At 41.4% G+C, this 22,063-nt stretch carries 17 protein-coding genes and 1 tRNA gene; 2 read left to right on the top strand and 16 right to left on the bottom strand.

Annotated elements, in window-relative coordinates; translation table 11 throughout:
* Positions 1-41: 41 nt before the first annotated feature.
* The 4 genes from htpG to GBN19_RS10130 all read right to left on the bottom strand — a co-directional run bounded on the left by htpG (position 42) and on the right by GBN19_RS10130 (position 4,144).
* Complete coding sequence (gene htpG, locus GBN19_RS10145; RefSeq protein ID WP_151778052.1) at positions 42-1,964, bottom strand: molecular chaperone HtpG; 1,923 nt, start codon at positions 1,962-1,964, stop codon at positions 42-44.
* 98 nt (positions 1,965-2,062) lie between these two features.
* Positions 2,063-2,410, bottom strand: coding sequence for a lysozyme inhibitor LprI family protein (locus GBN19_RS10140; protein ID WP_171494469.1), 348 nt, complete (start codon positions 2,408-2,410; stop codon positions 2,063-2,065).
* A 151-nt stretch (positions 2,411-2,561) separates the two neighbouring features.
* The gene (locus GBN19_RS10135) at positions 2,562-3,167 is read right to left on the bottom strand and encodes an OmpW/AlkL family protein (RefSeq protein ID WP_151778051.1); all 606 of its coding nucleotides are present in this window, start codon (positions 3,165-3,167) and stop codon (positions 2,562-2,564) included.
* 620 nt (positions 3,168-3,787) lie between these two features.
* Positions 3,788-4,144: a YMGG-like glycine zipper-containing protein gene (locus GBN19_RS10130; RefSeq protein WP_151710597.1), complete on the bottom strand. Its 357-nt coding sequence runs from the start codon at positions 4,142-4,144 to the stop codon at positions 3,788-3,790.
* Positions 4,145-4,385: 241 nt separating this feature from the next.
* Between GBN19_RS10130 and GBN19_RS10125 the strand changes: the two genes are divergently transcribed.
* A complete protein-coding gene (locus tag GBN19_RS10125; protein ID WP_151778050.1) occupies positions 4,386-5,750 on the top strand; it encodes an amino acid permease in 1,365 nt (454 codons plus the stop codon).
* A gap of 128 nt (positions 5,751-5,878) precedes the next feature.
* Positions 5,879-6,838, top strand: a complete 960-nt coding sequence (locus GBN19_RS10120) for a cation diffusion facilitator family transporter (RefSeq protein ID WP_151710599.1) — start codon at positions 5,879-5,881, stop codon at positions 6,836-6,838.
* Positions 6,839-6,895: 57 nt separating this feature from the next.
* Here GBN19_RS10120 and cysK read toward each other — a convergent pair whose 3' ends face one another.
* The 12 genes from cysK to GBN19_RS10060 form a co-directional block, all read right to left on the bottom strand.
* Positions 6,896-7,897, bottom strand: coding sequence for a cysteine synthase A (gene cysK / locus GBN19_RS10115; RefSeq protein ID WP_151778049.1), 1,002 nt, complete (start codon positions 7,895-7,897; stop codon positions 6,896-6,898).
* A gap of 144 nt (positions 7,898-8,041) precedes the next feature.
* A complete protein-coding gene (locus tag GBN19_RS10110; RefSeq protein ID WP_151778048.1) occupies positions 8,042-9,463 on the bottom strand; it encodes a DUF2971 domain-containing protein in 1,422 nt (473 codons plus the stop codon).
* A 92-nt stretch (positions 9,464-9,555) separates the two neighbouring features.
* Positions 9,556-13,749, bottom strand: coding sequence for a DNA-directed RNA polymerase subunit beta' (gene rpoC / locus GBN19_RS10105; protein WP_151778047.1), 4,194 nt, complete (start codon positions 13,747-13,749; stop codon positions 9,556-9,558).
* Positions 13,750-13,899: 150 nt separating this feature from the next.
* Positions 13,900-17,985 (bottom strand): DNA-directed RNA polymerase subunit beta, encoded by a 4,086-nt coding sequence (gene rpoB, locus GBN19_RS10100; RefSeq protein WP_151710604.1) that lies wholly within the window; start codon positions 17,983-17,985, stop codon positions 13,900-13,902.
* 307 nt (positions 17,986-18,292) lie between these two features.
* The gene (gene rplL, locus GBN19_RS10095; RefSeq protein WP_151710605.1) at positions 18,293-18,661 is read right to left on the bottom strand and encodes a 50S ribosomal protein L7/L12; all 369 of its coding nucleotides are present in this window, start codon (positions 18,659-18,661) and stop codon (positions 18,293-18,295) included.
* Between the two features lie 48 nt (positions 18,662-18,709).
* Positions 18,710-19,216 carry a 50S ribosomal protein L10 gene (gene rplJ / locus GBN19_RS10090; RefSeq protein WP_151778046.1) on the bottom strand — a complete coding sequence of 169 codons (507 nt, stop codon included), beginning with the start codon at positions 19,214-19,216 and terminating at the stop codon, positions 18,710-18,712.
* 300 nt (positions 19,217-19,516) lie between these two features.
* Positions 19,517-20,212, bottom strand: coding sequence for a 50S ribosomal protein L1 (gene rplA / locus GBN19_RS10085; RefSeq protein ID WP_151778045.1), 696 nt, complete (start codon positions 20,210-20,212; stop codon positions 19,517-19,519).
* 3 nt (positions 20,213-20,215) lie between these two features.
* Positions 20,216-20,644, bottom strand: coding sequence for a 50S ribosomal protein L11 (gene rplK / locus GBN19_RS10080; RefSeq protein WP_004637639.1), 429 nt, complete (start codon positions 20,642-20,644; stop codon positions 20,216-20,218).
* A 110-nt stretch (positions 20,645-20,754) separates the two neighbouring features.
* The gene (gene nusG / locus GBN19_RS10075) at positions 20,755-21,288 is read right to left on the bottom strand and encodes a transcription termination/antitermination protein NusG (RefSeq protein WP_004749886.1); all 534 of its coding nucleotides are present in this window, start codon (positions 21,286-21,288) and stop codon (positions 20,755-20,757) included.
* A gap of 6 nt (positions 21,289-21,294) precedes the next feature.
* Entirely contained in the window at positions 21,295-21,735 is a 441-nt protein-coding gene (gene secE / locus GBN19_RS10070; protein ID WP_151778044.1) for a preprotein translocase subunit SecE, read from the bottom strand.
* Between the two features lie 76 nt (positions 21,736-21,811).
* Positions 21,812-21,887: transfer RNA gene (locus tag GBN19_RS10065), tRNA-Trp, on the bottom strand.
* A gap of 50 nt (positions 21,888-21,937) precedes the next feature.
* Positions 21,938-22,063, bottom strand: a 126-nt coding sequence (locus tag GBN19_RS10060) for an EF-Tu C-terminal domain-related protein (RefSeq protein ID WP_075192013.1), incomplete at its 5' end; no start/stop codon positions are given.

Genomic DNA, 22,063 nt, shown 5'->3' with positions numbered 1-22,063 from the left:
AAAGCCCCTGATCTACAGAGGCTTTTTGATGCAGCAAGCGATTATTTCAACAACAAGCTGTTAATGCGTTTCACGTATGCCGCAGGATCTTCAGGTAAACCACCTTCTGCAATCACTGCCTGATCAAAGATCACATTGGCTAACTCATCGAACTGCTCGGAGCTATCGAGTTTTTTTACCAATGGGTGTTCAGGGTTAATTTCAAGAATCGGCTTGCTTTCAGGAACAGCCTGACCTGCCTGTTTCAACATGCGAAGCAACTGCGGAGATAACTCACCTTCGCTAGTCACCAAGCATGCAGGTGAATCCACCAAACGTGTCGTTACGCGCACTTCTTTGGTTTTGTCTTTCAATGAAGCAGAGAGTTTTTCAACCACAGGTTTAAAGTCTTCAGCGGCTTTTTCCAATGCCTTTTTCTCTTCAGCATCTTGCAAGTCGCCCAAGTCTACTGCGCCTTTAGACACGCTTTGCATTGGTGTACCGTCAAACTCGTGAACAAAGTTCATTGCCCACTCGTCAACACGCTCTGCCATTAATAATACTTCAATGCCTTTTTTCTTAAACAACTCCAACTGTGGAGAGTTCTTAGCAGCAGCTAAACTTTCAGCAGTCACATAATAGATAGCTTTTTGCCCTTCTTTCATGCGTGCCTTATAGTCCGCAAAAGAAGTTGTCACTTCATCATTTGTGGAAGTTGCATAACGTAATAATTTTAAAATACGTTCGCGGTTACCGAAGTCCTCACCCAAACCTTCTTTAAGAACTGAGCCAAACTCAGTGTAGAACGTTTTAAATTTTTCTTGGTCTTTCTCATCTTCAGATTTAGCTAAGCCATCAAGCAAAGTGAGTACACGGCGTGCGTTACCTTCACGGATTGTCTTAACATCACGGCTTTCTTGCAACAACTCACGGCTGACATTAAGCGGTAAATCAGCGCTGTCCACGACACCTTGTACAAAGCGTAAATAGTTTGGAATTAGATTGTCCGCATCATCCATAATAAATACGCGTTTTACATACAGCTTAATTCCTGCTTTTGCTTCACGTGTAAAAATGTCATGAGGTGCTTTACTTGGAATATAAAGTAACTGGGTATATTCAGTATTACCTTCAACACGGTTATGCGCCCAAGCCAATGGTGCTTCAAAGTCATGGGTTAAGTTTTTATAGAACTCAACATATTGCTCTTCAGTCACTTCACTCTTGTTACGTGTCCATAGTGCACTTGCCGAGTTAATTGCTTCCCACTCATCTGTTTTGACCATTTGGCCGCCTTTAGGCTCCTCACCTTCAGCAACCTCTTCTTCTTGCCAAACTTCTTTTTGCATTTCAATTGGCAAGCTAATGTGATCAGAATATTTATTAACGATTTGCTTAACTTTATAAGACTCTAAATAATCAAGCGCATCATCACGTAAGTGAAGAATAATGTCAGTACCGCGTGAAGCTTTATCAATTTGCTGAACTTCAAACTCACCTGTACCGCCACTGATCCAACGCACCCCTTCAGAAGCATCTAGACCTGCGCGACGTGATTCAACTGTAATTTTATCAGCAACAATAAAACCTGAGTAGAAACCAACACCAAACTGACCAATTAACTGAGCATCCGCTTTCTGGTCACCCGTCAATTTTGACATGAAATCTTTAGTACCTGATTTTGCAATGGTACCCAAGTTATCAATAGCTTCTTGTTGGCTTAAACCAATACCGTTATCAGAAATCGTTAAAGTTTTATCTTCTTTATTTAAGCTGATTCGTACATGTAAATTAGGGTCATTTTCATAATATTCAGGATGATTAATTCCTTCGAAACGCAATTTATCACATGCATCTGATGCATTAGAGATAAGTTCACGTAAGAAAATTTCAGGATTGGAATATAGTGAATGCGTCACGAGATGCAAAAGTTGGGCAACCTCTGCTTGGAAACTATAATTTTGTGAAGCTTTTTGTTCGCTCATGAATCACTCCTTAACAGATACATCGAGTATTTTTTAGAATGCTTTATGAATGGAGGGGTTCTGAAATTTTTCAATCCTTAAATTGAAGATTTTTTCTGTTAAAAAGGTCCATTGACCAAAATTCGGTTTTGAATAATCCCATCAAGCTGCTGCTGACGCTGTTGATAGGCTTTGCTTAAACACGCTGTGTTTGCTCCACATTGATTGCGTGATTTGAGCCATTGCCACTGCGTTACTTTTTGTTGATCACGACCACCCATCGGTAGCGCATGTAACACAATTGAGTATGTTGTTGCCATTTTGACATCGGCATCATTCAGTGCACGTACCTGACAAATGGTTTTTTCTGCGGTTAAATGAGCCTTCTCACATGCAAAACTCGCAGCTTGAGCAGATGAACCTACCACTAAGACAATCATTCCACTGATCAAAATACTTTTCCACATGATCTGCTAAACTCCAATATTATAAATGGGGTATGGTTATTCTAAGCTGCAAATGACTCAATACAGATAATGATTTTATCTATTTTTATATGTAATAAAAAACCCCATTCAAACGAATGAGGTTTTAGTTCTAACTCTGTTGCAAAGAGACTTAGAAACGGTAGCTATAACCAATTGTGTAAACCCATGGATTAACATCTAACGTGCCAATTTTTGTACCATTAAGTTTTAGGTCAGAGCTGATATCGGCATAACGAACATCGGCGAATACACCCCAGTTTTTTGCATCAGCAGGTTTAAAATTAAAACCGACTTGACCTGCAACACCATAAGCATTGTCTGCTTTAAGCTTATTACCAGCGATTGGGCCAGTTGTTTTTTCACCCCAGACGATCACTGCTGTAGCACCTACACCAACGTATGGGGTAAAGCCTGTTGAATTTTTAAAGTTATATTTAACAGTCAAAGTTGGTGGTAATTGTTTAAAAGAGGCAATTTTAGTGCCATTTGTAGTCACATCATGTTTTAAAGGTGTAGCAAGCAATAGTTCAGTTGAAATATTGCTATCGCCAAAGAAATATTCTACAGATGGTGTAAAGCTATACGCATTATCAGCTTTAACATTATCTAACCCACCTACTGAATTATGGTCTTCAGATGGAGCAACAACACTACCACCTACTTTAACTTGCCAGTTACCTGCAAATGTTGCAGAAGATGCCGCTAATAATGCTAGGACTAATGCTTGTTTCAACATTTTTAATACCCCTTTTTTAGATTAACTAGATATTAAAAGTTGATTTAAATGATTGCAATACATTTTTTAACAACAACCAGAAGATTATTTACAATATATTGTTTTAATTAAAATTTATTTTTAAATCATATTGATTTAGTTGGATTTTTTAAATAAAAATTTATTATATCAAACTATTTTAATCTGATTTAAAAACCATTAATCCGACCTTTTTAATCTGATTATAATATTATTATTCCAACCATTTTAATCTGATTTAAAATAATTAACTTGTAATTAATTATGATAAATAAAACAGATTATGAAACAAGTTTATTTTAAATCATATTTGTGATTATTATGCTGAGACTATTTTGAGTTTTTCAAAAATAAGCATCTCTCATACAAGATTCAACCTGCAACCAGATCTGCTCCAAGACATTTGCATCACACAAAACAACGGTTTCAATTTGGCAGGTATGGATTGACTTAAATCGCTAAATAGATATTCACCAAGCTGGTGTTGAGTTGAAAAAACAAGAAGTTATCTATTGTTCTAATGAGCGTTTATCACATGATCACTGATCAAAAAAATAAAGGGCTATCCGAAGTATAGCCCTTTGAATCAACACGGAAAACGTTTATTTGTTCTCTTGTATCGCAGCGCCTGCACCACCACCAATTGCACCACCAATCGCAGCGCCCGCATCACCACCTAACACACTTTTACCAATCACCGCACCAACGCCTGCACCAATTGCACTACTGGTTGTTGTGCGTGAGCTGCCATTTTTTGTATGACTTCCTACACCTGCACCTGCTGCTGCACCAACCCCTGCACCTAGACCACCACCGACATGATTACCTGCACCACCACCAATTGCTCCACCTAAAGCAGCCGCCCCAATACGCTGATTTGAAGGAGACATGTCTTGACATCCCCCCAACATCATGCCTGATAAAACGGTCATAAGGCAGGCACTGACTAATTTTTTCATCATTCTTCTCCATAATGAATTATTTAAACATCGACTATCAGACTAAGCTTTTTTCTACAAAAAAACATCACATTTTGTTACACCAAAAGCATTTGTTGCTATTTTTTGTAACCCCAGTGTTTTGCACTTATAAAGCGCAAAAAATGAACCGATTTGCAGCAGAAAGTACTAAATAGGGAAATATTGTGTGAACTCATAGTGAAGCTTCTATACAATATGCGCGCACGAATTGGAGTGAACAATGTCAGAGACATCTACTTTACAGCGTGGGCTTAGCACACGTCATATCCGTTTCCTTGCACTCGGTTCAGCAATCGGTACAGGGTTATTTTATGGTTCAGCATCTGCAATCAAGCAAGCTGGCCCATCGGTCTTACTTGCCTATATGCTTGCAGGAGTTGCGATTTATATCGTGATGCGCGCATTAGGAGAAATGGCGGTTCATAATCCTGTTTCTGACTCATTCAGTCGTTATGCTTCCGAATATCTCAGTCCACTAGCAGGTTTTACTACAGGTTGGACTTATGTCTTTGAAATGGTGATTGTCGCGATTGCCGATGTCACGGCATTTGGTATTTATATGGGTTTCTGGTTCCCCGATGTCCCGCGCTGGATTTGGGTACTCTCAGTCATTTTATTCCTTGGTGCAATTAACCTGATTCATGTCAAAGTCTATGGTGAAGTCGAATTTTGGCTGTCAATTGTCAAAGTCACCGCGATTATTGCTATGATTTTAGGTGGTTTTGGCATCATGCTGTATGGCATGCATATTCCAAATAGCGACTTCACTCCAGGGATTGCCAACCTATGGCAACATGGTGGCTTTATGCCCAATGGTATCGCTGGATTTATTGCCTGTTTCTCAGTTGTGGTATTTGCTTTTGGCGGTATTGAAATCATTGGTGTCACGGCAGGTGAAACCCAAGACCCGAAAACTGCAATTCCACGTGCGATTAATGCCGTACCTATTCGTATTATTCTGTTCTATGTCCTGACGATTTTTGTGTTGATGTCAATTTTCCCATGGAATCAAATTGGAACATCAGGTAGTCCATTTGTGCAGATTTTCGAAGGTTTAGGCATTAAATCTGCGGCAGCGATTCTCAATGTCGTGGTGATTACTGCAGCTGTCTCAGCCATTAACAGCGATGTTTTCGGTGCAGGTCGTATGATGTACGGTATGGCACTTAAAGGTCATGCACCCAAAATTTTCTGCAAAACCTCTAAAAATGGCGCACCATTGATGCCTGTTGTGGTCATGACACTTGTGCTTTTAGTGGGTGTGGTTCTGAATTATCTCATTCCAGAAAATGTCTTTGAAATCATTGCCTCTATCGCCACCTTTGCAACGGTGTATGTCTGGCTCATGATCTTACTGGCACAAATGGGTATGCGTAAAAAACTCAGTGTTGAAGAAATCAAAAAACTGGATTTTCCAATCATCGGTTGGCCGATTGCCCCAATTCTGGCAACAGCTTTTATGATTTTTGTGATTGCGATGATTGGCTACTTCCCTGACTCACGCCCTGCGCTGTATGTCGGTGCAGCATGGCTGGCATTGCTGGCTGTTGCACATAAGTTTTTGGTTTCAGAAAAACACAAATAAGAACTGAATCACATTGATTAAACTCAAAGCCTTGTTGAAACACTCAGCAAGGCTTTTTTATGTTTATAATTTTAACAAGCCTAAAATACTCACATACCACTCGTAGTATGTCACTTTGAGAATGATTCATGAAAAAAGCCCAACATCACCATCGTGTAATTTATATTGCACTTTTGGGCAACCTAATTATTGCAGTTGCCAAATTTATTGGAGCTTTTGTCACCTCTAGCGCCGCGATGCTCAGCGAAGCGGTGCATTCTGTCGTGGATACGCTCAATGAAATTTTGCTGCTCTACGGTTTAAAAAAATCCCAACAACCACCCGATGAAGAACATCCTTTTGGCTATGGTCGTGAACTGTATTTTTGGTCATTTATCGTGGCATTACTGGTGTTTGCCTTGGGTGCTGTGGTGTCGATTTATCAGGGCGTTCATCATATTTTTGAACCTGAGCCAATCAGTTCGCCATTCATCAACTATGTCATTTTGGTGGTGGCTTTTCTTTGTGAAGGTTTTTCATGGTTAACGGCTTTAAAAGGTTTTCGCAAATACAAAGGCAATATGGGCTACTTTGAAGCATTCCGTAAAAGCAAAGACCCGACCACATTCACCGTTTTATTTGAAGATAGTGCTGCACTGGTTGGCTTGGTCATCGCCTTTTTAGGTGTGTTTTTATCGCACTATTATCATGCGCCAACACTCGATGGCATTGCCTCTATTTTAATTGGCTGTATTTTGGCGATTGTCGCCTTCTTGATGGCACGTGAAACTAAAGGTCTACTGATGGGTGAATCTGCCGATCCTGCGCTGCCTAAGCACATTTTAGAGCTTGTTCAGCAAGATCATGCCGTACTGTATGCTAATGGAGTTTTAACTCAGCAAATGGGTGCACATCAGGTGATTGCCTCTCTCAGTTTAGAGTTTAAAGACAATCTGACTTCCGATGAAATCGAAGCCTGTGTCAATCGTTTAGAAACACGGGTCAAACATTTACACCCTGAAATTGTGGGGCTATTTATCAAACCACAAACCAAACAGGTCTGGTTACAACGCTTGGCTGAACGTCGCCGCAGCGCACAGCAAAACTAAATGCGCATAATAAAAAGACAAGGCATTTACCTTGTCTTTTTCATCTCTGTTCTGTACTTATTCGTCAGTGAACAAGCCTTCAAACAATACGGAAGATAAATAACGCTCACCGCTGTCTGGTAAAATCACCACAATGGTTTTACCTGCATTTTCAGGGCGTTCAGCCAGTTTAGCAGCAGCTGCCAACGCTGCACCACATGAAATACCGACTAAAATCCCTTCTTGAGTGGCAGTTTTACGTGCCCATTCCAACGCTTCTTCACTAGCAATTGGCAAGACTTCATCAACCAAATCAAGGTCTAGGTTCTTAGGAATGAAGTTTGCACCAATCCCCTGAATTTTATGTGGTGCAGGCGTAATGCTTTCACCGCGTTTAGTCTGGCTGATGATTGGTGATTCAGCAGGTTCAACCGCAACTGAGTACAATGGCTTGTTTTGTACTTGTTCAAAGTAACGCGAAATCCCTGTAATCGTACCGCCAGTCCCCACGCCAGAGACTAAAATATCCACCTGACCACCTGTCGCCTGCCAAATTTCAGGGCCAGTGGTGTCTTGGTGAATTTGCGGATTCGCTGGGTTTTCAAATTGTTGTGGCAGAAAGTAAAGCTCAGGCTGTTCTGTAGCAAGGCGCACAGCTTCATCAACCGCACCTTTCATGCCTTTTGCAGGTTCAGTCAGTACCAAGTTTGCGCCAAGTGCTTTGAGTACTTTACGACGCTCAAGGCTCATGCTAGCAGGCATGGTTAAGGTAATTGGATAACCTTTTGCGGCTGCAACAAATGCCAAAGCAATACCTGTGTTACCACTAGTTGGCTCAACAATGTGCATGCCTGCTTTGAGTACGCCACGTTTTTCTGCATCGGCAACCAGTGCTGCACCTACACGACATTTCACTGAAAATGCAGGGTTACGGCTTTCGATTTTCGCCAGAACAGTTGCACCACCTTGAATAATACGGTTAATACGAACCAGTGGTGTGTTACCAATTGCTTCTGCATTGTTTGCATAAACTGCAATACCTAAGTTCGCAGGGGCTTGAAATTGTGCATCAGTTGCCATGAGTCTTCCTGAGTGATTTTTTAAAGATGATTTTAAAATCATAAACCGTTTTAATTCACAATCTCAAACAATCTTGCTCAGCATTTATGAATTTTTATGCTAAGCATATTCGATAAGCCGCTAAACAAAGCCTGTTTTTGTTGATTAAGTTCTAAAGGGATTATGTGAGCGTTTTACTGCAAATTTCTTGGTTGTGATCTGTCCCAAATACTGCAATGCACTTTCATGCTGTAATGCACCAACTGATAAAAAGATCTTTTCCATCGCAGGTAAAATACTTTGATAATCCACATATACACGCTTTAGATTTGGGTCTAGCTGAATTTTTTCATCATTCCACTGGGTAATATAAATGGTGCGACATTCCTGCTCTTCTTTAAAAGCATAGTGCTTAATCAGATAACGTAAAGGCAATAGAATTTCTTCAATTAATTCAGCTTTATTTAAACTGTCAGTAGAATTTATCACTTGTATTAAATGCTTTATCTCTATTATGAAATCTCGAACTAAATTATTTAGTTTATCCATATCACGCTTATATTGACCCCAACCACTTCTTTTATAATCCTTCTTTTCACGACAAAATGTCCATTCTTCACGCTGTGCGACATGAATTAAACCCGAATCAGGATCAAAATAAATACAGCGATACAAAGGCAATTTCAAATCAGAAGATTTCTGCTGGCTCTTTAAATCTTTGCTTAACTCCTCTTCATTTGTAGTGTTTTCAAAACCAACTGGTTCTTCCTGAAAATTGGGTAAATTATGAACAATAAATGTAAAATTCGATTGATTTTCAAATATTTGCTTACGATTTAAGACCAAACTCACACCCGATGCTTCACGCTGATTTTCTTTACCATATAAACGAAATTGGTTCAGTGAATCAAGATGTAAGGTAAAACAACCAATAAAAGATTTGTGCTGTTTAAATTGAGGATTTTGTTTAGCTTTAAAAGAAAAAAACTGATCAATTAATATGCCTTCTGTTGGGTCATTCATAAAATCAGTTGGGTTAAGTCTGAGTTTAGATGCTTCTTTCTGATTTTTATGATCAAGCATCAGATACGCAACTGTAGGCGTAGTGTAGTGAGCAATCAATTCATCTTGTTTCTGCGTAATAGAAAGAATATTTAATATCTTAGCAATAGATAACTGCAATCTAATCAAAGCTTCAGGATTTGTAGCTGTAATTATGTTATCAAATAAATGATACACATAAGGAGGTAATATTGATAGCTTAGCTGTGTTTTGACGTAATTCACTAAATTTAAAAATAAATTTTTTAATGCTATAGGTTTCTAAATAAAGTAGAGCTAGTAACTCCTGAGAATAAAAATAATAAGTAGAATTTTCTAATGAGAAATTTTCACAAATATCTTTTGCTTTAGAAAAATCTCCTTCTTTCTCATAAATCATTACTAAAATTAATTGAATCTGGGCATAGACTTCACTATTTATTAAACCCTCTATCACTGATAATTTTTCAAAAATTTTTCGAGATGTACCCCAATCTTCTTCATGAAAAAATTGTAAAGCTAGATTATATTCCTGTTCAAAGTTCATTATTTTTCAAATATTCCTATATTGTTATTTTCAAAGTATATAAACAAAAAAAGAGCCTCGAAAGGCTCTTTTTTTAGTCAGTCAATTCAAACTTAGAATTGACTTTCATTTAATGCTTGGCTAAACGCTTGGTCAACATCGCTAAAGTCATTGTGAAGTTCAAACTCAGCCGCTTCAGCTTCTTGACGACGACGCTCCAAGTGATACGCAAGACCCGTACCTGCAGGAATCAAACGACCTACAACCACGTTCTCTTTCAGACCACGCAAGTCATCTTCTTTACCTGTTACAGCCGCTTCAGTTAACACACGAGTGGTTTCTTGGAACGATGCAGCAGAAATGAACGAGTCAGTAGAAAGCGACGCTTTGGTAATACCCATCAATTGACGCTCAAATTTCGCTGGGAATTTGTTTTGCGCTGCAACTGCTTGGTTTTCTTGTACCATGCGGATGTAATCGACTTGCTCACCTTTGATGAAGCTTGTATCACCGCCATCAGTGATATCCACTTTACGCAACATTTGACGTACGATGACTTCAATGTGCTTATCGTTGATTTTTACACCTTGGAGACGGTAAACGTCCTGAACTTCATTCACGATGTAGTTCGTCAACGCCACTTCGCCTTTCAAGCGTAAGATGTCATGTGGGTTTTGTGGACCATCAGAAATGGTTTCACCACGGTTCACATGCTCACCTTCGAACACGTTAATGGTACGCCATTTCGGAATAAGCTCTTCGTAAATCTCAGAACCATCATCTGGTGTAATCACTAAACGGTTCTTACCTTTGGTTTCTTTACCGAAGCTTACGATACCAGACACTTCTGCCAAGATCGCGTGTTCTTTCGGCTTACGTGCTTCGAACAAGTCGGCAACACGTGGCAAACCACCGGTAATGTCACGGGTACGTGAAGTTTCTTGTGGTACACGACCAATAACGTCACCCACACCAATCGTTTCGCCATCACGGACAGTGACGATTGTGTTTTGTGGTAAGAAGTAGAACTGTTCAGTACCATCTGCTGTATCAAGTACGATTGCAGGACGCATATCTTTACCAGATACAGGACGAGCTGTTACAGGCAAGATTTCAACAGTAGTCATACCTGTTGCATCATCAGTTTTCGATGTTGCAGTTACACCATCCGCAATTTGTGAGAAGCGTACTTTACCAGCAACCTCTGTCACAAGTGGATGTGTATGTGGATCCCAAGTCGCAACGATACCACCAGCTTCAACAACTTCACCATCTTTCAGTACAATGCTTGCACCGTAAGGAAGTTTATAACGCTCGCGTTCACGACCTAAATCATCCGCAATACCGATTTCACCTGAACGTGAAACAGAAACCAAATGACCTTTGGTATGTTGTACAGTTTTCACATTGTGGAAACGTACTGTACCTTTGTTACGCACTTGTACGCTGTTTGCCGCAGAAGTTCGGCTCGCTGCACCACCTACGTGGAACGTACGCATGGTTAACTGTGTACCTGGTTCACCAATTGACTGTGCTGCCATAACACCCACAGATTCACCTGGGTTCACCAAGTGACCGCGAGCCAAGTCACGACCATAACATTTCGCACATACGCCAAATGTAGATTCACAGTTTACAACTGAACGAACTTTAACTTCGTCGACACCCGCTTCTTCAAGATAAGCTGCAATTTTCTCGTCGATCAATGTACCACGAGGCAATACAACTTCATCATCAGATGCACGTTTTACATCTTCTGCTGTTACACGACCCAATACGCGGTCACGTAATGGCTCAATCACGTCACCACCTTGAATGAGTGGAGTCATGACTAGGCCGCCTGCTGTACCACAGTCAGGCTCGGTAATCACCAAGTCTTGTGCAACGTCTACAAGACGACGTGTCAAGTAACCAGAGTTCGCAGTTTTCAATGCGGTATCGGCCAAACCTTTACGCGCACCGTGCGTTGAAATAAAGTACTGAAGTACTGTCAAACCTTCACGGAAGTTCGCTTTAATTGGCGTTTCAATGATCGAACCATCTGGTTTTGCCATCAAGCCACGCATACCTGCAAGCTGACGAATCTGTGCTGCACTACCACGGGCACCAGAGTCAGACATCATGTAGATACTGTTGAATGATTTTTGCTTCTCGTCTTCACCTTTCTTGTTTTTCACAAGGGTATAAGACAAGTTGTCCATCATCGCTTTCGCTACTTGGTCGTTAGTACGTGCCCAAATATCGACAACTTTGTTATAGCGTTCACCCGCAGTGACGAAACCTTGTTCGAACTGTTGTTCGATTTCACGAACTTCGGCTTCTGCTTTGTCAATAATCGACTGTTTCTGTGGTGGAATAAGCATGTCTTCCATACCTACAGATACACCAGAACGAGTCGCTTGACGGAAGCCAAGGTACATCAATTGGTCAGCAAAGATAACGGTATCTTTCAAACCAAGTTTACGGTAGCAAGAGTTGATCAATTTAGAGATGTTTTTCTTGGTCATCTCAAGGTTGATTGACTCGAAGCTTAAACCTTCAGGAACGATTTCCCAAAGCAAACAACGACCTGGAGTTGTATCTACAACGATCGTTTGTTTTTCACGTTCGCCATTTTCGTTGATCACAGTTTGGTATACACGTGCTTTTACGCGAGCGTGCATCGCCACTTGACCTGTTGCAAGCGCACGGTTTACTTCGTGAGTATCCGCGAACATCATGCCTTCACCTTTGGCATTTACCGCATCACGGGTGATGTAGTAAAGACCCAAGACAACGTCCTGAGATGGAACGATAATTGGCTCACCGTTGGCAGGTGACAAGATGTTGTTGGTTGACATCATTAACGCACGAGCTTCTAACTGAGCTTCAAGTGTTAATGGTACGTGTACCGCCATTTGGTCACCGTCGAAGTCGGCGTTAAACGCTGTACATACGAGCGGGTGCAAACGGATTGCTTTACCTTCAATCAGGATTGGTTCAAATGCTTGAAGACCCAAACGGTGAAGTGTTGGCGCACGGTTCAACATCACTGGATGCTGACGAATGACAGATGCCAAAACGTCCCAAACTTCTGGAGTCTCGCGTTCAACCATTTTCTTCGCAGCTTTAATGGTTGTTGCCTGACCTGAAGCTTGTAGTTTCGCGAAAATAAACGGCTTGAATAGTTCAAGTGCCATTTTCTTCGGAAGACCACACTGGTGCAAACGTAAAGATGGACCTACGGTAATTACCGAACGACCAGAATAGTCAACACGTTTACCCAACAAGTTTTGACGGAAACGACCTTGCTTACCTTTGATCATATCAGCCAAAGATTTAAGCGGACGTTTGTTCGAACCTGTAATCGCACGACCACGACGACCGTTGTCTAACAAGGCATCCACAGATTCTTGCAACATACGTTTTTCGTTACGTACGATGATGTCTGGTGCAGCCAAGTCTAAAAGACGTTTCAAACGGTTGTTACGGTTAATCACACGACGGTAAAGATCGTTCAAGTCAGAAGTCGCGAAACGACCACCTTCAAGTGGTACAAGCGGACGCAAGTCTGGTGGAAGTACTGGAAGTACGTTCATCACCATCCATTCTGGCTTGTTGTTTGACTCTTTGAATGCTTCCATCAATTTCAAGCGTTTAGATGCTTTTTTCAACTTCGTTTCAGAAGTTGTTTGAGGAATTTCTTCACGTAAACGTGTAATTTCAGCTTCAAGGTCGATGTCTTTCAACAAGTCTTGAACTGCTTCTGCACCCATTTTCGCAGTGAATTCATCACCGTGTTCTTCAAGTGCATTGAAGTATTCTTCGTCAGTCAGAAGTTGATACTTCTCAAACGGAGTCATGCCTGGATCTGTGACAACGTATGATTCGAAATACAATACACGTTCGATATCACGTAATGTCATATCAAGCAGCAAACCGATACGGCTTGGTAATGATTTCAAGAACCAGATGTGTGCCACTGGAGATGCAAGCTCGATGTGACCCATACGTTCACGACGAACTTTTGCAGTTGTTACTTCAACGCCACATTTTTCACAAATGACGCCTTTGTATTTCATACGCTTGTATTTACCACACAAGCATTCGTAATCTTTTACTGGACCAAAAATTTTGGCACAGAACAAACCATCACGTTCTGGTTTAAAGGTACGGTAGTTGATTGTCTCTGGCTTTTTAACTTCACCGTGAGACCATGACTTAATCATTTCTGGTGACGCAAGACCAATACGGATGCGATCAAACTCTACTGGAGCATGACCGTCTGAGTCCGTCTTTTTGCGCATGATATCGAGCAAGTCTTTCAATTTTTTTCTCCGTGTGTTGTGGAGATTTTCACTTCACAACTGGGTCACAAATATTGTTTCTTAACTGATTTAATCCCCCTACTCCCCCTTTAAAAAGGGGAAAAGTCCCTCTTTCTCAAAGAGGGATTTAGGGAGATTTAATGGAGAGTCTTAGTCACCATTTTTCAGTTCAATGTTGATACCTAAAGAACGGATCTCTTTGGTCAATACGTTGAACGATTCAGGCATACCTGGATCCATATAATGGTTACCATCTACAATGTTCTTATAAATACGGGTACGACCTTCAACGTCATCCGACTTCACAGTGAGCATTTCTTGAAGTGTGTATGCAGCACCGTATGCTTCAAGTGCCCAGACTTCCATCTCACCGAAACGCTGACCACCGAACTGCGCTTTACCACCAAGCGGCTGTTGCGTTACAAGTGAGTAAGAACCTGTTGAACGCGCATGCATCTTGTCATCAACCAAGTGGTTCAATTTGAGCATGTACATGTAGCCTACAGTGACAGGACGATCAAATTTCTCACCTGTACGACCATCGTACAGCTCCATTTGACCTGTCTTCGAGTAGCCTGCAAGGTCAAGTAACTCTTTGATTTGGCTTTCTTCAGCACCATCAAATACAGGTGTTGCCAAAGGTACACCTTTACGCAAGTTACCTGAAAGTTTCAAGATTTCTTCATCAGTCAATGTATCAAGCTCTTCTTGCTCACCACCGACTTTGTTATAAATCTTGTCAAGGAAATCACGTAGTTCAGCCATTGTGCGTTGCTGTTTAAGCATCTTGTCGATTTGCTCGCCCAGACCTTTTGCAGCCAAACCTAAGTGAGTTTCAAGAATCTGACCCACGTTCATACGTGATGGTACGCCCAACGGGTTCAATACCACGTCAACAGGAACACCATTAGCGTCATGCGGCATGTCTTCTACAGGCAAGATGTTAGATACAACACCTTTGTTCCCGTGACGACCCGCCATTTTATCACCCGGTTGGATGCGACGTTTTACAGCCAAGTAAACTTTAACAACTTTCAATACGCCAGTTGTCAGTTCATCGCCTGTAGAAAGTTTGCGTTTTTTCTCAGCAAATTTCTCATCAATTTCAGCGCTCTTTTCTTTCAAGAACACTTGAATTTGACTTAAACGCTCAGCAATTGCTTCATCAGTCGGCTGGATTTCAAGTAAGTCAACCAACTCAAGACCAGATAAAACAGCATCAGTCAGTTTGTCGCCACGTTTAGTTGTACCGCCACCATTTGACTCTTGACCAGTCAATAAACGGACAATACGTTCGCGAGCCGCTTCTTCGAAGATTTTGTATTCTTCTTTCAAGTCTTTACGGTATGCATCTAATTGAGCTTTTTCAATTGCTTGCGCACGTTCGTCTTTTTCTAAACCATCACGTGTGAAGACTTGAACGTCAATGACTGTACCTTTCGTACCCGATGGAACACGTAAAGAAGAGTCTTTCACATCAGCTGCTTTTTCACCGAAGATTGCACGAAGCAATTTTTCTTCTGGTGTTAACTGAGTTTCGCCTTTTGGTGTAACTTTACCAACAAGGATATCCCCTGCTGTGACTTCAGCACCAATATAAACGATACCTGATTCGTCAAGTTTAGACAGTGCAGCTTCACCTACGTTAGGAATATCGGCAGTAATTTCTTCTGCACCTAACTTGGTATCACGTGCTACACATGACAATTCTTGAATATGAATCGACGTTAAACGGTCTTCTTGAAGTACACGTTCAGAAAGCAAGATCGAATCTTCGTAGTTGAAGCCGTTCCATGTCATGAACGCAACACGCATGTTTTGACCCAATGCCAACTCACCGCCATCGGTAGAAGGACCATCAGCCAAGACATCACCACGACCGACTTTATCGCCCAAGTTCACAAGAACTTTTTGGTTGATACAAGTGTTTTGGTTAGAACGTGTGTATTTGATCAGGTTATAGATATCTACACCTGCTTCACCCGCGATCATTTCATCTTCGTTCACACGAATCACGACACGAGAAGCGTCAACAAATTCGATGGCACCGCCACGTTTTGCGATGACACATACACCAGAGTCACGCGCTACGTTTGCTTCCATACCTGTACCTACAAGCGGTTTATCCGCAAGTAAAGTTGGTACAGCCTGACGTTGCATGTTTGAACCCATCAATGCACGGTTCGCGTCATCGTGTTCAAGGAATGGAATCAGCGATGCTGCAACAGATACAACCTGCTGTGCAGAAACATCCATATGCGTCACTTTTTCAGGCGGCATACGTACTGTTTCACCTTGATGACGAACAGTGACCATTTCATCGATCAAGTTGCCTTCTGCATCAACTGCAGAGTCAGCTTGTGCAATGACGGTACCGACTTCTTCAATCGCAGAAAGGTATTCAGTTTCTTCGGTCACTAGACCATCAACCACTTTACGGTATGGCGTTTCCAAGAAACCAAAGTCATTGGCTTTTGCATAAACAGACAATGAGTTGATCAAACCAATGTTTGGACCTTCAGGTGTTTCAATCGGACAGACACGACCATAGTGTGTATGGTGTACGTCACGTACCTCAAAGCCTGCACGTTCACGTGTCAGACCACCTGGCCCAAGTGCTGATACACGACGTTTGTGTGTAATTTCAGACAATGGGTTGTTTTGATCCATGAACTGAGACAACTGGCTTGAACCAAAGAATTCTTTGATTGCCGCAGCAACAGGTTTCGCATTGATCAAGTCTTGTGGAGACAAATTATCCGTTTCTGCTTGGTTTAAGCGCTCTTTTACTGCACGTTCAACACGAACCAAACCAACACGGAATTGGTTTTCAGTCATTTCACCAACTGAACGTACACGACGGTTACCCAAGTGATCGATATCGTCAACTTCGCCTTTACCGTTGCGGATTTCGATCAAAGTACGCATAACATCGATGATATCGTCATTTGACAAGATACCTTCGACTTCGCGAGATTTCTGATCTGTACCCACTTCGTATGGACGACCCAAACGACGGTTAAACTTCATACGACCAACAGGAGACAAGTCATAACGTTCTGTAGAGAAGAACAAGTTATGGAACAAGTTTTCTGCTGCTTCTTTGGTTGGTGGCTCGCCTGGACGCATGACTTTATAGATTTCAACCAACGCTTCATCACGACCTGTTGTCGTATCAGCACGTAGAGAATCTGCAATAAATGGACCACGGTCGATGTCATTGGTAAACAGAATATTGAACTGTTTAACACCACCTTCAGCCAATTTCACCATAATGTCATGGCTAAGTAAGGTATTGGCAGGAATCACATCACCATTACGCAATGTGATATTTTCAGCCGTAATACGCTCATATAGATACTCATCTGGAACTGGCAGTTTGGTTAAGCCTGATGCTTCCATTTGACGTACATGACGCGCATTAATACGTTTGCCTTGCTCAACAATCACCTTACCAGTGTTGTCAGCAATGTCGAACTGTGCCATTTCACCACGTAAACGATCTGGAACCAGCTCAATTTGATAGCTGCCCATATCGACATACACAGGTACTTTTTCATAGAACAAATTAAGAATTTGTTCATCTGTGTAATTTAATGCACGTAAAATAACAGTCGCGAGTAATTTACGACGACGGTCAATACGAACATAAACAAGATCTTTAATATCAAACTCAAAGTCCAACCATGAACCACGGTAAGGAATAATACGAGCAGAATATAGAGTTTTGTTCGCGTGAGTTTTACCCTTGTCGCTATCAAAGAATACACCAGGTGAACGGTGTAACTGAGATACGATCACACGCTCCGTACCATTGATCACAAACGTTCCGTTTTCAGTCATCAATGGGATTTCACCCATATAAACTTCTTGTTCACGAACGTCTTTGATTGATTTCGTTTCGCGATCTTTAATGATCAAGCGAATTTTTACGCGCATTGGTGCCGCATAAGTTGAGCCACGAAGAATACATTCGCGAACATCGAACTCAGGTTTACCAAGGCTATACTCAACAAATTCTAAAGCAGCATTGCCAGAATAGCTTTCGATTGGAAAAACTGAACGAAATGCGGCTTGGAGACCGATATCTTCTCGATTTTTTGGTGTTTTGCCATCTTGCAAGAATGTTCTGTACGAGTCGACTTGAATCGAAAGCAAGTACGGAACGTCCATGACTTTGGGCAAATTACCAAAATTCTTACGGATCCGTTTTTTTTCGGTATATGAGTATGCCATTTGGAGTCCTCGGAAAGTACAAAACTAAATCCGCCTGCAGTTCGGATTTAGATGGAATGACGCAGGCCGATATGGCCACCACTACTTACAAATGCTGCAATTTAGAGTGGTAATAAAACGCTTAACAATATTTTTTATTGAAAAATATTGGTAAGCGTTTGATATATTGCGTTATTTTATAAAATATTCGTTTTTGCTCAAGAAGAACAAAAATCGAGCCGATTATTGTAACGCAAAAAGGCTGATGACCCAAGAGCCATCAGCCATTTTTTCGGAGCCAATTAAAAATAACCGACCCCTTTGCAAATTACTTAAGTGTAACTGTAGCACCAGCTGCTTCAAGTTTCTTCTTAAGTTCTTCACCTTCTTCTTTAGAAACTGCTTCTTTAACAACTGAAGGAGCGCCTTCAACAAGATCTTTAGCTTCTTTAAGACCAAGGCCAGTAGCTTCACGAACTGCTTTAATAACCGCAACTTTGTTAGCGCCGAAAGAAGTCAACTCAACGTTGAATTCAGTTTGTTCTTCAACAGCAGCAGCAGCGCCAGGAGCAGCAGCAACAGCTACAGCAGCAGCAGATACGTTGAATTTCTCTTCGAAAGCAGAGATAAGTTCAACAAGTTCAAGAACAGTTTTTTCAGCAACTGCGTTTAAGATTTCTTCGTTAGTTAAAGCCATGAGAATAACTCCAAATGGAAATTGAATGGTGTGTAAATAAATTTAAGCTTATGCAGCTTCTGACTCGTTTTTCTCTTTGAGCGCTGTAATGAGGCGACCCAATTTCGAAATAGGAGCTTGAAGAACATTGGCAAGCATAGTAAGCGCTTTTTCTTGGTTCGGAAGATTTGCGATAACGCTAATTTCAGCACCTTGATAAACTTTGCCGTCAAATGCTGCAGCTTTAAGTTCAAATGCTTTGTTAGTTTTTGCAAATTCTTCGAACAAGCGTGCTGCTGCACCCATGTCGTCTTCAGAAGTTGAGAAACCTAGAATGGTTGGGCCAACAAGGTCATCGTTCAAGATATTAAATTGAGTATCTTGAAGAGCGCGTTTAGCCAAAGTATTACGCACGATACGTGTAGTAACACCGAGCTTACGAGCTTCAACACGAAGTTGTGTTAATTGCTCTACGCTTGAACCTTGATAGTTAGCCACAACAACAGAAAATGCTTTCGCAGCGACTTCGCTAACTTCAGCAACAATCTGTTTTTTGTCTTCGATAAGAAGAGCCATTGTAAAACCTCCTAACGGTGATTTATGTACCTATGTCAGGTACACCCCAATTCGTAAGTCTTTTCAAACTTACACGCGGAGGAGGATCAAATCACACCACCGCGTCTACGCAGGCTGGGTTATTAAGAAAAAGTTTCCTTTCTCGCCTGAGGTCTTTGACGCTGATAAATTTACACTTATCAATTCAAAGTCCGCCTGAGTGAGGATTGGTTATTTCTACCTGAATGATTAAGAAAATCGAAGACTTTCTTTGGTCATTCCCCTCTTTCAGGACTTTAAAATTCTTTTCTAAGTCGAAACTTAGTTAGAAACGTTGCTTACATCAACAGTAAGACCAGGACCCATAGTTGAGCTCAAAGTGATCTTTTTGATGTATACGCCTTTAGAAGTCGCTGGCTTCAATTTTTTCAAATCAGCAACTAAAGTTTCAACGTTTTGGCGAACAGCTTCAGCAGAGAAACCTACTTGACCAATCGCAGCGTGAATAATACCCGCTTTGTCTACACGGTAACGTGCTTGACCAGATTTAGCATTTTTCACAGCGCCTGCAACATCAGGAGTTACAGTGCCCACTTTCGGGTTTGGCATCAAACCACGTGGACCAAGGATCGTACCTAATTTACCTACAACGCGCATTGCATCTGGAGCAGCAATTACAACGTCAAAGTCAAGGTTACCCGCTTGAATGCTTTCAGCTAGATCATCAAAACCAACGATGTCTGCACCAGCAGCTTTAGCCGCTTCTGCATTTGCGCCTTGAGCAAACACTGCAACACGTACAGTTTTACCAGTACCTGCAGGAAGTGTAGTCGCGCCACGAACAACTTGGTCAGATTTACGAGGGTCAACACCTAGGTTTACTGCAACATCCAAAGATTCTTTGAATTTTGCAGCAGGAAGACTATTAAGAACTTGTACTGCTTCTTCCAAAGTGTAAACTTTGTTTGCTTCAATAGCAGCAGCAATGGCTTTTTGACGTTTAGTTAACTTTGCCATGTCTTATAGCTCCACTTCCAAGCCCATAGAACGTGCAGAACCAGCGATGGTACGAACACGTGCGTCTAAATCAGCACCAGTTAAGTCTGGTTCTTTAGTAGTCGCAATTTCTTCTAACTGAGCACGAGTCAACTTACCAACTTTAGTTTTGTTTGGTACAGATGAACCCTTTTGGATACCAGCAGCTTTCTTAAGAAGAATAGATGCAGGCGGAGTTTTCATGATGAATGTGAACGACTTGTCGTTGTACACAGTAATCACAACTGGAATTGGCAAGCCAACTTCAAGTTTTTGAGTCGCAGCATTGAATTCTTTACAGAATGCCATGATGTTAACACCACGTTGACCCAATGCAGGACCAATCGGTGGAGATGGATTTGCTTTACCAGCTGGAACTTGCAGCTTGATATAGCCGTCAATCTTCTTAGCCATTTTAAATTACCTCTGGGTACAAACGCCGCTAGGCTCCCCAACTATTCTCGCAACACAATTGTTACAATAACAATGCCCGAATAAATCGGGCGTTTTTCAAACAATTCAAATTAAATGGTTTTTTCGACTTGGCGAAATTCCAATTCAACTTGAGTTGGTCGATTAAATACATTAATCGTCAACGTTAAACGCGACTTTTCGTATTGAACTTCTTCCACTACACCTTTAAAGTCTGTAAATGGACCGTCAATAACCAATAATTCTTCACCTGGTTCAAACATCGTCTTAGGACGAGGTGCTTCACCTGTACTACGTACACGAGCAAGAATCGCATCTGCTTCGCGCTGAGTAATCGGTGCAGGTTTTTCTGGTGTACCACCAATAAAGCCCAATACTTTTGGACATTCTTTAACAATGTGCCAAGTATCGTCATTCATTTCCATTTCGACTAACACATAGCCAGGAAAGAATTTACGCTCAGACTTGCGTTTTTTACCGTCCTTCATTTCTACCACTTCTTCGGTAGGAACAAGAACATCACCAAAGCTATCGGCAACAGTACTACGCTGGATTCGGTCTTTGAGTGAGCGCATCACTTGTTTTTCATAACCTGAATAGGCATGAATAATATACCAACGTTTCATAGCTTCTTACCCGATAATCAACTTCACTAACCAGCCCAAAGCGTAGTCAAAACACCACAACACAATTGAAGCGATAACAACAACAAGCACCACTTGCCATGAGGTTGTTACGGTTTCTTGCTTGGTTGGCCAAGTTACTCGACGTAATTCTACGCGTGCGTCCTTCAGCAAACGGATAAATCCTTTGCCTTGGTGGGTGGCGTATAATAAACCTAAAGCCATAACGATACAAGCTAAAATTGCGCCTATGCGAACCCAAATATTATTCGCTGGTGCCCAATATGCAGGAAGATACTGATTTACCAAGGTTGCACAAATCAGGAGAGCAACCGCAACAACCCACAAAACAACATCCAGTGGTGAACCAGAACGAACAACTTCAGCAGAATTATTTCTTTGAGGGATTGGCGCTTCGCTTAATGCGTCACGCAGTTTATCATTCGACATGGGTATACTCGTCGTAGAATTCGCGACTTATTATAAGACAATTTAGCCAGCATCAAGCTTTAACTTTGAAAATAAATGGCAGGCCAGGAGGGACTCGAACCCCCAACATTCGGTTTTGGAGACCGACGCTCTACCAATTGAACTACTAGCCTACAAAGTAAACCGAGAATCTAGATTCTCGGTTTAAATATGGCAACATGAATTATGCAGTTACTTTCGCAACAACACCAGCACCTACAGTACGACCACCTTCACGGATCGCAAAACGTAGACCTGGGTCCATTGCGATTGGGTGGATCAATTCTACTGACATTTCTACGTTGTCACC

Source organism: Acinetobacter brisouii (assembly GCF_008993995.1).
Taxonomy (GTDB): Bacteria; Pseudomonadota; Gammaproteobacteria; order Pseudomonadales; family Moraxellaceae; genus Acinetobacter; species Acinetobacter brisouii_A.
The sequence above is the reverse complement of the archived record's forward strand: the minus strand, read 5'-3'. Positions and strand labels throughout refer to the sequence as shown.

Coding starts and splice junctions, on each gene's coding strand:
- htpG (WP_151778052.1), bottom strand. CDS start 1,964: ATGAGCGAACAAAAAGCTTCACAAAATTATAGTTTCCAAGCAGAGGTT.
- GBN19_RS10140 (WP_171494469.1), bottom strand. CDS start 2,410: ATGTGGAAAAGTATTTTGATCAGTGGAATGATTGTCTTAGTGGTAGGT.
- GBN19_RS10135 (WP_151778051.1), bottom strand. CDS start 3,167: ATGTTGAAACAAGCATTAGTCCTAGCATTATTAGCGGCATCTTCTGCA.
- GBN19_RS10130 (WP_151710597.1), bottom strand. CDS start 4,144: ATGAAAAAATTAGTCAGTGCCTGCCTTATGACCGTTTTATCAGGCATG.
- GBN19_RS10125 (WP_151778050.1), top strand. CDS start 4,386: ATGTCAGAGACATCTACTTTACAGCGTGGGCTTAGCACACGTCATATC.
- GBN19_RS10120 (WP_151710599.1), top strand. CDS start 5,879: ATGAAAAAAGCCCAACATCACCATCGTGTAATTTATATTGCACTTTTG.
- cysK (WP_151778049.1), bottom strand. CDS start 7,897: ATGGCAACTGATGCACAATTTCAAGCCCCTGCGAACTTAGGTATTGCA.
- GBN19_RS10110 (WP_151778048.1), bottom strand. CDS start 9,463: ATGAACTTTGAACAGGAATATAATCTAGCTTTACAATTTTTTCATGAA.
- rpoB (WP_151710604.1), bottom strand. CDS start 17,985: ATGGCATACTCATATACCGAAAAAAAACGGATCCGTAAGAATTTTGGT.
- rplL (WP_151710605.1), bottom strand. CDS start 18,661: ATGGCTTTAACTAACGAAGAAATCTTAAACGCAGTTGCTGAAAAAACT.
- rplJ (WP_151778046.1), bottom strand. CDS start 19,216: ATGGCTCTTCTTATCGAAGACAAAAAACAGATTGTTGCTGAAGTTAGC.
- rplA (WP_151778045.1), bottom strand. CDS start 20,212: ATGGCAAAGTTAACTAAACGTCAAAAAGCCATTGCTGCTGCTATTGAA.
- rplK (WP_004637639.1), bottom strand. CDS start 20,644: ATGGCTAAGAAGATTGACGGCTATATCAAGCTGCAAGTTCCAGCTGGT.
- nusG (WP_004749886.1), bottom strand. CDS start 21,288: ATGAAACGTTGGTATATTATTCATGCCTATTCAGGTTATGAAAAACAA.
- secE (WP_151778044.1), bottom strand. CDS start 21,735: ATGTCGAATGATAAACTGCGTGACGCATTAAGCGAAGCGCCAATCCCT.